At 42.5% G+C, this 12,401-nt stretch carries 12 protein-coding genes; 7 read left to right on the forward strand and 5 right to left on the reverse strand.

The genetic code is table 11. The features are described 5' to 3' along the window. Positions 1-350: 350 nt before the first annotated feature. The 6 genes from G500_RS0103130 to accC all read left to right on the forward strand — a co-directional run bounded on the left by G500_RS0103130 (position 351) and on the right by accC (position 7,497). Positions 351-1,127 (forward strand): PP2C family protein-serine/threonine phosphatase, encoded by a 777-nt coding sequence (locus G500_RS0103130; RefSeq protein WP_027001534.1) that lies wholly within the window; start codon positions 351-353, stop codon positions 1,125-1,127. 51 nt (positions 1,128-1,178) lie between these two features. Beyond that, a complete protein-coding gene (locus G500_RS0103135; RefSeq protein ID WP_027001535.1) occupies positions 1,179-1,712 on the forward strand; it encodes a hypothetical protein in 534 nt (177 codons plus the stop codon). A 50-nt stretch (positions 1,713-1,762) separates the two neighbouring features. Next, positions 1,763-2,518: a DUF4369 domain-containing protein gene (locus G500_RS0103140; RefSeq protein WP_027001536.1), complete on the forward strand. Its 756-nt coding sequence runs from the start codon at positions 1,763-1,765 to the stop codon at positions 2,516-2,518. A 23-nt stretch (positions 2,519-2,541) separates the two neighbouring features. Continuing rightward, positions 2,542-5,055 (forward strand): translocation and assembly module lipoprotein TamL, encoded by a 2,514-nt coding sequence (tamL, locus tag G500_RS22115; RefSeq protein WP_051203241.1) that lies wholly within the window; start codon positions 2,542-2,544, stop codon positions 5,053-5,055. An 18-nt stretch (positions 5,056-5,073) separates the two neighbouring features. Further along, positions 5,074-5,853, forward strand: coding sequence for a DUF481 domain-containing protein (locus G500_RS0103150; RefSeq protein WP_027001537.1), 780 nt, complete (start codon positions 5,074-5,076; stop codon positions 5,851-5,853). A gap of 117 nt (positions 5,854-5,970) precedes the next feature. Continuing rightward, on the forward strand, positions 5,971-7,497 hold the full coding sequence (gene accC / locus G500_RS22120; protein ID WP_035756173.1) for an acetyl-CoA carboxylase biotin carboxylase subunit: 1,527 nt from the start codon (positions 5,971-5,973) through the stop codon (positions 7,495-7,497). Between the two features lie 125 nt (positions 7,498-7,622). Here accC and G500_RS0103165 read toward each other — a convergent pair whose 3' ends face one another. From G500_RS0103165 to G500_RS0103175, 3 genes are all read right to left on the reverse strand, one after another. Further along, positions 7,623-8,705 (reverse strand): outer membrane beta-barrel protein, encoded by a 1,083-nt coding sequence (locus G500_RS0103165; RefSeq protein WP_027001538.1) that lies wholly within the window; start codon positions 8,703-8,705, stop codon positions 7,623-7,625. A 29-nt stretch (positions 8,706-8,734) separates the two neighbouring features. After that, positions 8,735-9,616 (reverse strand): hypothetical protein, encoded by an 882-nt coding sequence (locus G500_RS0103170; RefSeq protein WP_154656992.1) that lies wholly within the window; start codon positions 9,614-9,616, stop codon positions 8,735-8,737. A gap of 97 nt (positions 9,617-9,713) precedes the next feature. After that, positions 9,714-10,316 carry an RNA polymerase sigma factor gene (locus tag G500_RS0103175; protein WP_086047792.1) on the reverse strand — a complete coding sequence of 201 codons (603 nt, stop codon included), beginning with the start codon at positions 10,314-10,316 and terminating at the stop codon, positions 9,714-9,716. Positions 10,317-10,833: 517 nt separating this feature from the next. Between G500_RS0103175 and G500_RS24770 the strand changes: the two genes are divergently transcribed. Beyond that, entirely contained in the window at positions 10,834-11,481 is a 648-nt protein-coding gene (locus G500_RS24770) for a YARHG domain-containing protein (protein ID WP_027001542.1), read from the forward strand. A gap of 133 nt (positions 11,482-11,614) precedes the next feature. Here the strand turns inward: G500_RS24770 and G500_RS22130 are convergent, their stop codons facing one another. Next, entirely contained in the window at positions 11,615-11,929 is a 315-nt protein-coding gene (locus tag G500_RS22130; protein WP_245574455.1) for an NUDIX domain-containing protein, read from the reverse strand. Then, positions 11,901-12,281 carry a hypothetical protein gene (locus tag G500_RS25620; RefSeq protein ID WP_035756176.1) on the reverse strand — a complete coding sequence of 127 codons (381 nt, stop codon included), beginning with the start codon at positions 12,279-12,281 and terminating at the stop codon, positions 11,901-11,903. Before G500_RS25620 ends, G500_RS22130 begins: the two co-directional genes overlap by 29 nt. Positions 12,282-12,401: the final 120 nt, after the last annotated feature.

Here is a 12,401-nt window from a genome sequence, read left to right on the forward strand (position 1 = left end):
GGGGCGGGGTTTGGGGCAGTGATGTTAAATTCTAAGAATTAGGTTCGAATGTAGGGACAAGGCATTGCCTTTTCCGCAGTGAGATTGAAATAAAAAAGGAATGAACCCCACCCTGCCCTCCCCCAAAGGGAGGGTTTCAAAACCAAATTTTATTTCGCTTCAAATTTGACCAAACAAGTTTTTTTACAGAACTTAACATTACTGGGGTTTGGGGTGGGGTGCATTTAAGGCTTTTATTGTTGTAACAATGCCTTCTCTTTATGCAAAACGCGCTATAAAATTTAAAACTATCCAACAAACTTAAAATCAAAATTTAACATTTCCCGACTCGACCTAACACACTTCTCGATATGACTTCTGCATTTATGGCGGAAATGGCGACCCATGCAGGCAAGACGCGCAGCGAAAATCAAGATGCGCTCGACCTCTATGAACAGCCACTTGGACGCTTTGCCTTCCTTTGCGACGGCATGGGCGGGCATCAGGCAGGTGCGAAAGCGGCTCAAATTGCGATTCAGAGCTTGCGCTTCTATTTTGATGCCTTTTTAAAGGGTAAAAAAAATACGGCTTGGGCGGATTTGCCACTCAAAAAAGCCTTGCAAGAAGCCTTCGAAACGGCACAGGCAGCTCTTGTGGCGCAGGTAGCGGGGCAGCCGCAATGGGCGGGCATGGGTACGACGGCGGTTGTGTTGCTTTTGGCAGAAAAGGTCGCTTATTGCGCACATGTGGGCGATAGCAGGCTCTATGTGTTTAAAAATCAGACCCTTAGCCGCCTTACCAAAGACCACTCGGTAGTGCAAAGCCTACTCGACCAAAAACGCCTTTCGCCACAGCAAGCCCTCCAACATCCACAGCGTAGCGTCCTGACGCGCGTCTTGGGCGGCGAAGATTATCAGCCTGATATTCAAAACCTTAGCCCTCTTTTACAAAGCATGCAGCAAGGCGATATGTTCCTACTTTGCAGCGACGGACTCACCAACGAACTCTCCGATAGTGAAATTGAAACTGTCTTGCTCAATTTCAATTTAGACCTCAAAACCAAAGCCGAATACCTGCTTGCGGCAGCAAACCGAAAGGGCGGACACGACAATATTTCGCTCATCTTGCTCGAAAAAGTAACGGCATAACCCCTTTTAAAAGATTTAAAATTTCAACCTCTGCTTATCTTTTGTTTTTTTATGATAGATAGAAATACCATCATCACGACCCTAAGCGTCTTTTTGCTGACCATCTTTCTGATTTTTATGTTTTTGGTCAATAAAAAAGATTGGAAAGACCAAGAAAAAAGCCTTACCCAAAGGCTCGATAGCCTGCAACAACTTTCTGATAGCCTGCATTTTATCGTACAAGGAAAGGGAAAGCAAGCCGCCGCCGCACAGGAGCAAATCAAAAATACGCGCTTTGATGCCTACGACGCACAAAATTTCCGCCTCTATGCCCTTTTCAAAGATTTAGACAACAAGTATTCTACTACTACTTTGGCAAAAGATTTTAATATTGAAAATGAAAGTGCAATTAAAAGTAGTAAAATTCAAGGGGCAAATTGGTTTATCGTACCTATAAAAGGCGTGCATTGGTTAGAAAAAGGCGAAACCTTAGGGCAGGTAGCCGAAAAATATTACCAAAACGATTACGATTCAAGTCTAATTAAAAGGTTTAACAAACAAATTACTGCACCCCAATTTATCGCCCTTCCCTTCGATACGGAATAAAAATAGGCGCGTAAATTATTTTATACTTTCCATATTCAAATTTATACAAAATGAAGAAAAACTTGCTTTTTTATTGCCATCTATTCTTACTTGGTCTTCTCGCTGCCTGTTCCGCTCCTGCACCCGAAAACAAGCAAGCAGAAACCTTTTCAGACGCTTCGCCTCGCCTCAAAGATGAGTATTTGGTGCGCGGTACGATTGCAGGATTTGAAGGAAAGCACAAACTACTTTTTTCCGATATTAGTGGTGAAAATATCATGCCGCTTTTTGAAGTGCCAATAGATGAAAAAGGCGATTTTATTTTTAGAGCAAAAATTGACGCGCCTTTGCCCTTTATGTTGACACTTTTAGACAAAAATGAGGAAATTTTTGACCCTCAAAACAACCTACTCCTTTTTTTAGAACGTGCTGAAATCCAAATTACGGCTTCGGCGACGGCTTTTGCAAAGGCGCAAGTTGTGGGTTCGCAAAGCCATCAGGTCTTCGATGCCTATCGCAAAAGCACACAAATAGAAGGCTTAGATATTCCCAGCCTCACCCAAGAGATGATGAAGGCAAAGGAAGTTGGCGATAGTGCTAAAATAGTGCTTTTAGAAAATCAATATGAAAAATATTGGCAAAACTATGTAAGGGCAAACAAAGCCTTTGCGCAGCGTTATCCCGAATCGCCCGTAACGGCTTATGTGGCTGCAACCGAAATGCTCGATACGATGTATGTAGCAGAATTAGAGCAAATTGTGATGAAAAATAATAGCATTTGGGTAAAGTCTATCAAAAACTATCTAAACAACAAAGATAGGTACTAATTTTAGTAAAATTTTATTTTTTTATGATACAAAAGAAAAAAAATCGCTTTCAAATAAGACTTGCTTTTTGGGGGCTTCTTGCCCTTCCTTTATTTTTTTCTAATTTTTCTTGTGTTCCTACCTATTATCTATCTGATAATCAACGGTTTTTATACAATCAAAAAATAGAGGGCAACCAAAATATTCCTACCGAAGATTTGGAAGGTTTTTATCGCCAAAGGACAAACAGGCGAATTTTATACTTGCCCATTATGCCCTATTTGTATGCCTATGTGATAGGGGAGCAGGCGTATCGTGAAAAAGATTCCGTAGAATTTACACAAAAATTAGAACTTTTAAGGAAAGAATATGAACAAAAAATGTTGGCGCAAATAGGCGACTCGGAAAAAGCACAGAAAAAACGGCAGAAAATTAAGAAACGCTATTCCAAAAAAATAGAGCGTGCCGAGCGTTACACGCGCGAAGGGAATTGGCTCATGCGCACTATCGGCGAAAAGCCTGTTATTTATGATAGTCTTTTGGCAAAACAAACCGCCGACCAGCTCCATTTGGCTCTCAAACAGCGCGGTTATTTTCATAATCAAGTGCAAATAAAGGTACAAAATGCAAAGTTTAATGACAAATTGGCGCAAGTTACCTACCAAATTCAAGAAGGCGAGCCTTATCGAGTTCGTCAAATCAAGTACCAAATTGCGGATACGGCAATGCTACAATTAGTCTTGTCGGATACGCTCAATCGCCGTTTTCGTGCAGGAAGGCGTTACAACGAAAGCCACCTATCTGCCGAGCGCGACCGTTTGCATGCGTTTATGTTGGATAATGGATATTTTAACTTTTCAAAACAATATATTCATTTCAATATAGATACACTTATCCAAACGCCTTATCGTTTAGATATTGAAATTGTGATTTCAAACCCTATGGGCAAAGAAGCGCATCAGGTTTATTACGTCGATAGCGTGCAGGTCTGGATAGATGTAACCAATTCGCGACGGCGTAGTTTGGCAAAACAAACAGAATACGGAGATATTACTTACTATGAATATGACAAAAAATATTCTAAAAAAGTATTAGATAGTAAAATTCTTATCAAAAACCAAGCGCGTTTCAATCAAAGTCAGGAAAATAGCACCCTTCGCTCACTTTCCTTTCTCAATATGTTTAGCGTGGTCAATATCAGGCACGATACCTTAGATGGCAAATTTATCACCCATATTTACGCAAATCCTTTAAAAAAATATAACATTTCTTTGGAAGGGGGAATCGGCGTAAATGTCAATCAAATCTTGCCCGGTCCTTTTTTCTCTACCTCCTTTCAAAATCGCAACCTCTTTCGCGGTTGTGAGATTTTAGAAATTTCGGCACGCGGCGCGATTGAATACCAGTCGGCTTTGAACACCGCAGGCACGAACACGAATTTCAGTCAAGCCCTTCGCACAGAACAGCTAAACCTCAATTTTTCACTACTTTTTCCGCAATTTGTCGCGCCCTTCCTGACGCGAAGCTATAAAAAAAGACTTAGCCAATTCAACCCACGAACACGCCTGCAAACAGGGGTAGCCTATACAAATCGCCCTGAATATGAACGTGTTAGCCTCGATTTTTCATGGGACTATAATTGGTACAACAATAAATTTACAACCTATCAAATTGATTTGTTCGACCTAAACTTCATCAATACCTCGCGCTTGGATAGCACCTTTCGCCAAAATTTGGAAGAGCTGGCTGCCAGAGGGAATAATTTACTTCTTAGTTTTGGAAAAAGTGCAATTAGTAGTTTAGGAGGGCAATATACCTATAACACCAACTTACAAGACTTCAATGGTAGGCGCGTTCAAACGGCTCACTATTGGCAACAACGGTTAGAAATAGGTACTACTTTTTTAAACATTATACAAAGAAACTTAGGCGGAATTGGCGGTGTGCTATTAGGCGACTCGATTCAATCTTTTCAATTTACGCGCCTTGATAATGACTTTCGTTATTACAAATCTTTAAATCGGAATACGAAATTAGCCCTTCGCCTGCATGCAGGTGCGGCTTTTCCTCTCGGCAGGGTGGGCGTGTTGCCTTATGAGCGTTATTTTTTCGCAGGCGGGGGCAATAGCCTTCGTGCTTGGCAACAGCGTCGTTTAGGACCAGGCTCTTATACGCCACCGCTGCTATCTGACGGCTCTTTTGACTACCGTTTCGAGCAGCCGGGCGAGCTAATTTTAGAGGGCAGCATCGAGCTTCGCCAAAAGCTTTTTGGTTTCGTAGAGGGCGCAATTTTTATAGATGCAGGCAATGTATGGATGCTCACACAAGATTCGCGGCAGGGTTCGGAATTTAATGTCAATCGTTTTTGGAAAGAATTTGCCGTAGGTACAGGTTTTGGTATGCGCTTTGATTTCACTTTTCTTATCATTAGGGCAGATATTGGCATTAGAATTATTGACCCTGCGCTGCCCGAAGGAAACCGTTTTGTGGGCGATAGACTTTGGCGATATCCCTTGCGCGAGTCGTCTTTGAATGTGGCAATCGGCTATCCTTTCTAACTTTTAACACCTTTTGATATGAAATATTTTTTTTGTAAGTTTATTTTTTTGTTTTTGATAGTAGGATACTTTGATAGGCTTCCCGCTCAAACTTTAAATATTGCCAAAAAATATCTGCAATCAGATTCTATCAAATGGGCAACCAATATCACTTTGGGCGGCACTTTGCTTCAACAGGGAGCGCGAAGTTTGAGCCTTTCCAATTCGTTCAACTTGGTGCATTTTGGAGCAAAAAACCAGACCCAACTCATTGCCCAACTTAATAGAGGCAGAGCCGAAAAAAAGGACTTTATTCACAACGGTTTTATTCACCTTAGATATACTTTAAGACACAGAAAAAAACTAAGTTATGAACTTTTTTCACAAGCCCAATACGACCATATTCGCCGCCTTTCGGCGCGGTATGTGGCAGGCACTAAGCTGCGCTATCACCTCAAACGCTCTACCAAGTTAGATTTAGCACTTGCTTCGGGTATGATGTATGAGTCGGAAAATTGGTTACTGCTAACAGATAGCGTTCTAAATTTGCAGACAATAAACTCCTACAAATCAAGCAGTTACATTCATTTTCATACCGAACTTTCGCCTACTTTGGATTGGATTGCCATTATTTACTATCAAGCAAGGTGGGATAATTTTTTCAAACCGCGTGTTTTATTAGATAGTTTTTTAGTTTTAAAAATAACTAAAAAACTAAGCATAAATCTAAACGTCGACCTTTGGCATGATGCCAATCCCATTGTGGCAAATGATAGATGGATTTATGAACTTACCTATGGCTTAGGGCTAACTTTTTGAGGGTAGGAAAGCGAAACCCAACTTCATTTTCTTTATTTTTATTTTGAAAAAAGACGACAAAAGGCTATCTTTGGCATCTTTAATCTTCTTCATCGCCTCACTCTTTTTTTGTAAGATATGTCTTCTTTTCCCACTCGAAAGATTCGAAAAATTTTGGTAGCTAATCGTGGCGAAATCGCGCTACGTGTCATGCGTTCTGCACGCGAGATGGGTATCAAAACAGTAGCCGTTTATAGCCAAGCCGATAGACTTGCGCCTCACGTCAAGGCTGCCGACCAAGCGGTCTGTGTGGGTGCGCCGCCCTCGTCGGAATCCTATCTGCGCATCGAAAAAATCATAGAAGCTGCCCAGCAAACAGGGGCTGATGCCATTCACCCCGGTTATGGTTTTCTTTCCGAAAATGCCACTTTTGCACGCGCCGTAGAAGCGGCAGGGCTTATTTTTATCGGTCCTTCGGCAGAGGCGATTGAAGTGATGGGCAGTAAATTGGCTGCCAAAAACGCTGTTAGTGCTTATGATATTCCGATGGTGCCTGGCACTAAGGGAGCAGTAACCGACCTTCTCACTGCCAAAAAAGAAGCCGCTCAAATTGGCTATCCTATCCTGATTAAAGCCAGCGCAGGCGGCGGCGGCAAAGGCATGCGTATTGTAGAAACCGAAGCCGATTTCGAGGCACAGATGCAGCGTGCCGTTAGCGAGGCTATCTCTGCCTTTGGAGATGGTTCTGTTTTCATAGAAAAATACATTACCTCGCCACGCCACATCGAGATTCAGGTCTTGGGCGATAAGTTGGGCAATGTGGTCTATCTTTTTGAGCGCGAATGTTCGGTACAACGCCGCCACCAAAAAGTAGTGGAAGAAGCACCCTCGCCTGTGGTATCGCCTCAAATGCGCAAAGCTATGGGGCAGGCAGCGGTCAGTGTGGCGAAAGCCTGCAACTATTACGGCGCGGGAACGGTAGAGTTTGTCGTAGATGAAAAACTAAACTTCTACTTTTTAGAAATGAACACGCGCTTGCAGGTAGAACACCCCGTTACAGAGATGATTACGGGCGTAGATTTGGTAAAGGAGCAAATCCGAATTGCGGAAGGAAACGCCTTGCCCTTCCAACAAGACGACCTCAAAATAGAAGGACACGCGATGGAAGTGCGCGTTTATGCCGAAGACCCTGCCAATAATTTCCTACCCAATATCGGAAAGGTAGAACACTACAAAATTCCACAGGGAATAGGTGTGCGCGTAGATGACGGTTTCGAGGCGGGCATGCAAGTCCCCATTTTTTACGACCCTATGATTGCCAAACTTATTACCTATGCTCCCACACGCCAAGAAGCCATCGAGCGCATGGTCAGAGCCATAGACGAGTATGAAATTTCAGGTATCGAAACAACTCTGCCCTTCTGTAAATTTGTGATGCAACATCAGGCTTTTCAATCGGGTGCATTTGATACCAAGTTTGTAGAACGTTATTTCAAACCCGAATACCTTTCAAAAGGGTTGGAAAAAGAGGCGCAAACCGAACTCGAAAAAGTAGCTGCACTTGTCGCACTGATGCTTTTTGAAAATCCCCAAGAAGATAGCACAGCTGCAACTTTACCACAAACGGCGAAAGGCTCGAATTGGAAAAAAAGAAGTTGGAAATAGCAAAAAAAATGTAGCGCGAAGTTCCACTTTCGCGCTACTCATTTCTTTTGAACTATGAACAAAAAAGAAACTACATACTTACGGTTATCTCTTTGATTGCTCAAAGGCTCTAAAACCAAGTTTTTTTAAATTCTCACCCCAAAAACAAATGTATTGAGTTGTGGCGAAGTTTCAGAAGCAAAGAGGGTATTGAAATCATAGGTAGCAAAAAGGCGCACCCCAGAATCAAATCTGCTTTCGCCGATACCCAACTCCAATCGCACCCCGTAGCGGAAATCGTTGAGGTCGTAAGGGTTGTGTTCCTTTTCTTTCTGACGGTCGCCTGCCAAAGAATAGACGATTTTGGTATAACTTCCCACGCGATACCCTGCATAACCGCCAAAGGCAAGTTTGAGGTTGGTACGATTGTCTTTTGCCAAATCTACGTGCATAAGAAAGGGCAAACTGGCATAGGCAGCTACTAACTTGGTCTTTTTTAGGTCAGTTGGCGAGTCGAAGAAGGTAAGTCCGTTTTCGCTGCTTACTCTTCGGTTGCCTGCAAACATGAAATTGTACCAAGAAAATTCAAGTCCGTATTGGATAATAAAAGGGCTATTTTTGCTAAAAAGTTGGGTCTTAAAAGTAGGGGCTACCGCAAAATAACGCGAGCCAAGCGGACGCAAATCGTAGGGCGTATTTTTGGGCGTATTTCCATTTTCCAAGTAATTATTCAAACCAAAATCAAAATTAATGCTTTGGCGCGTGCGGCGGTAGTGATAGACACGTGTTTTATTTGTCGTATCAACGTAATGATTCCTACCCAAACCGAGATTGGTTTTGACAATTACCCCTTCTTTTTTAGAGATGCGGAACTGAAAAAATTTCTTGCCTTTTTCCTGCCTTTCTTCCACTTCCATCTGCACAACTTGTTTTTCTGTACCTTCGCCTACTTCTATTTCGAGGCTTTCGGTCTGTTTGCCTGCCGAATCGAGGTACTGTCCTAAGCGGACTACAAGGGCGTTGAGGTCGGTTTCTTTGAGGTCTTCAAAATCTTGTTGGTTTTTCAGATACAAAACCATCTGACTGCTATCGCCAAATTCTATAAAAATTGTGTCGTTGTGAATCCTACGGGTATGCGTTTGGGCTTGTAGGGTTTCGGAAAAAAATCCGATAAAAAGAAGCAGAGCCGAGAAAAGTAAGGCTACAAGGGGCTTTGATGCGTTTTTCATAATTTTTCGTTTTTGTACTTTGGGGAGTTTTAATAAGATTTAGTCTGACCGCTTTCAGGCAAAACATTGCGCCATTCCACTTTCTTTCCTGCCTTCAAGTTCCAAGCCTCTCTCAAAATTGCCTTAGCGCGGCTCAATTCGGTTGGGGTTTCGCTGCCTTCCGATTGGGCTAAGGCTGGTTCTTCGGTCTGCCCAAACTTGATGGTGATATACATTTTTTTGCCACTTTCACTGCCTTCTTCTTTTTTGCCCTGCGTCCAAGGCGAACTTTCTTGAAGGCTATTGTTTTGTGCCAAAAGCATATTAGGATTTTCTACTTGCTGCACCAGCGCGTCTTTTTCTATTCGGAGAGCCTCTTTCGCAGGGGCTACCTCTTTGGTAGGCGAGTCTTGCACAAGGGAAGCAATTTTAGTAGTCTGCTTTTTGTTTTGAACTGAAATAGAAGTCATACTTTCATTTTTTGAAGTTGAATTTGCACTAACTTCTGCTTCGAAAGATGCCTTTGTTTCAGATAAGGTTGCACCTGCTACCCTATTTTTTTCGCTTATGGGTGTTTTTTCTTCGGTAGGAAGGTCGTTTGTTGGCATTTTATTAGCCATAACCTTGTCTGTTTGGGAAGTTTCTACCTTTTGTGCCACAAAGATAGGCTCCCCTGCCTGAGGCAGCGCATTTTTATCTAATAGCTGCCAAGCCACAACTGCTGCCAAAAGAGAAGCGGCGACTCCTATCGGAATCCAAAGGGGGAAACGCTTTTTCGAAGTTTTGGCTTCTAAGCCTGCCTCTATTTTTTCCCAAAGTTTGTTGGGGTCTTGTGCTGTTTTCTCTTGCGCCTGCAATTCCTGACGCAAAAGACGTTCTCGAAGGCTTAGGTCTAATGGATTTTGTGGCGATATGTTATTTGATGGATTCATAAGATTTCTGTTTTGCCAAGAAGGTGATATAAAAGGTCGTTCTAATCGAAGTGGAAAAGAAGAAAAGCATAAAAAGGAAAAGAGAGCGAGGGCGAAGTTAGCCTACTGCCCTATTCAGATTTTCATTTTTTTTTAACCATTTTTGCAACAAGGCACGTGCGCGACTTAGTTGCGATTTTGAGGTATTTTCTGAAATGCCCAACTGCTCGGCTATTTCTTGGTGGCTATAGCCTTCTACCACATAGAGATTGAAAACGGTGCGGTAGCCTTCGGGCAAAGACTCGATGAGTGCCATCAGTTCCTCTACTTCGAGGCGGTCGTCTGGCGGTGTGGTGTGTCCGTTCCAATCGGCTTGTTCTATTTCTTCGAAATAGAGGTGCTTTTTTTTGCGTAAAAAGCCCAAGGCTTCGTTGGTTACGATACGTCGTATCCAACCTTCGAAACTGCCTTCGTTTCTGTAATTGGGCAAATGCTCAAAGACTTTGATGAAGGCTTGCGCCAAGATGTCTTCTGCCTCCATCTGATGGCTGACATAGCGCAGCACTGCCGCCAACATCTTGCGATGGTATTTTTCAAATAAAACTTTTTGTGCCAAGCGGTTTTGTTGCTTACACCCTTCTATTAGCTCTATTTCGGGCGTTTGGGGGTGATAGGCAAGTGCCGCTTTTTCATTTTTAGAAGAAAAGGAGAATAATCGCATAGCAAGTAGTGGTAAAAGTAGGCATCGGCTTCAAAAAGGGGTGAAACAAAAGAGGCAAAAGCGAATGTGATTTGTTTCTAAGATGCAAAAAGGCGAGTTGGGGTTGCGCCGCTTTTTGTTTTTTTTCAAAAAAATAAAAGCAAGCCTGATGGAGGCAGGCATACAAATTGCTATTTTTGCGCTTGTCTTTCTGCCTACCTTTTGGTTTGTGTTTTTTTTGCCTTTTATGGCGTTGTTACAATGGTCAGAAGGTCAAAAAACGGGGTTTTGTGCTTGGTGCAAATCTCCTGAACCCCCACCCTGCCCTCCCCCCATAGGGGAGGGTTCAAAATACAAATCATTTTTTTTGCATAAATGCAAAAAAAATGATAACGAATCAAAGCCCCGCCCTATGGGGGCGGGGTTTGGGGTGGGGTGCATTTAAAACTTTTACCGTTGCAACAACGTCCCTTTTATCAAAAAGTTATCAAAATTGTAGCAAAACCTTATCTTTCCTTCATCTTATCTTTTTTTCTGTATGCAGCACCCAAAAATTTGGAACTTTATCTTTTTATTTTCTTGTCTTTTTTCTTTTTCGTACCTGCTAAAAGCACAAGGTGAATATCCTTTCACCGCCAAGCGTTTGGTAACAGAGAAAGACCTCATCGAGGCGGAGAATTGGGCAGTTATGCGCAATGAAATCTATGCGCGAAAGGGCTATAAATTTAGTAAAAAGCAGTGGCAGGATTATTTTGCCGACAAGAGTTGGTACAGACCCACTTCAAGCAATGTCAATCTTTCCGACATAGAGCAGCGCAATGCTACCCTGATTAAGCAGCACGAAGAGAAAGGTTTTGAGGGCTTCGATGCCTTTTTCAATGACTTCAAAAAGCAGGTATTGAGTAAAAATCGCGCTGCCGTAAGGAACTATTTTTATACCGAAGGCACAGACGAATACGCCCAACGCTTTTTAAATGACCTCCTTAGTAATGATGAAGATTATGAAATGGTCTTTGAGTCGTCCGAAAATGTGGCTGCCTTCCGCAAGGCTACGCCCAGCAGCATACCCGTTTCGGATAAAGACCGCGTCCTGACTACTGAAACTTATTATATGTTTCATTTCACAAAAAAAATGGTGAATGGCAGACCTACTTGGGTCTTGGCTGCCATTTTAGTAGCAGGCTAAAAGCTAAATAAAGTTCTGACAATCAGATGCAAATGAGGTAGGGACAAGGCAGTGCCTTGTCCTAAGTTAGATTGAAATAAAAAAGGGCTTCCAGACTTAAAAAATTTTTTTATCGCATTTTTTTATCCTTATCTTATATCTTTTTTTGAAGCACCCATCTAATAGAAGCAAAGGTCTGTGAAAGTGGCATTTCTATGTCCTGATTTTTTACCCACACTACTTCTGAAATGTCTTCCTCTATCTGGGGACGGCTTTGGCTTTCGTCTAAACACGCCATTTGATACCAATAGGTCTTTTTCATTATCGGTTTCCCTGCCTGTGTGTAGGTATGATAGGTAAGGATAGGCTCTTGGTGCGTGATAAGGGCTTTGATACCTGTTTCCTCTTCCACTTCGCGCAGGGCAGCACTTTGCGAATCTTCATACATTTCGATGTGTCCTTTGGGCAAATCCCAAAAGCCGCGCCTTCTGATAAAAAGAATCGCGTCCTCTTTTCTGACTATCCCCCCCCGCAGCCGAGATGTAGTGAAAATAATTTTGCATTTGCTCTAAAAAAAGCGGCAAATTTGCTACCCCTATTCTAATTTGGCGAGCTTGTGTAGGAACGAAGGCTTCCTGCTGCCACTGACGGTAGTGTTTTTCAAAATCAGAAAAATGAGGGAGTATAAAATCAAGGGTCGCCGTTTGCTTTTGAGCAACCAACTCGATAAGGGTGTTTTGGATAAAAAAGAACATAAGCGCAAGCGTCAGAAGATTCGAAACCGAAGGCAGAAAAGAAAAGACCAGAGCAAAAAAGAGCATGCACAGAACGATAGGGCAAATTTGCACTTTTTTTGCAAATTTCGATTCAATTTTGCAGCACAGTTTTCCAAAAACGGATAAAAAAGCGTTTTTTTCGCCTTCCAGACTTGGCAGAGAGGG

The sequence above is a fragment of the Hugenholtzia roseola DSM 9546 genome (genome assembly GCF_000422585.1).
Taxonomy (GTDB): domain Bacteria; phylum Bacteroidota; class Bacteroidia; order Cytophagales; family Bernardetiaceae; genus Hugenholtzia; species Hugenholtzia roseola.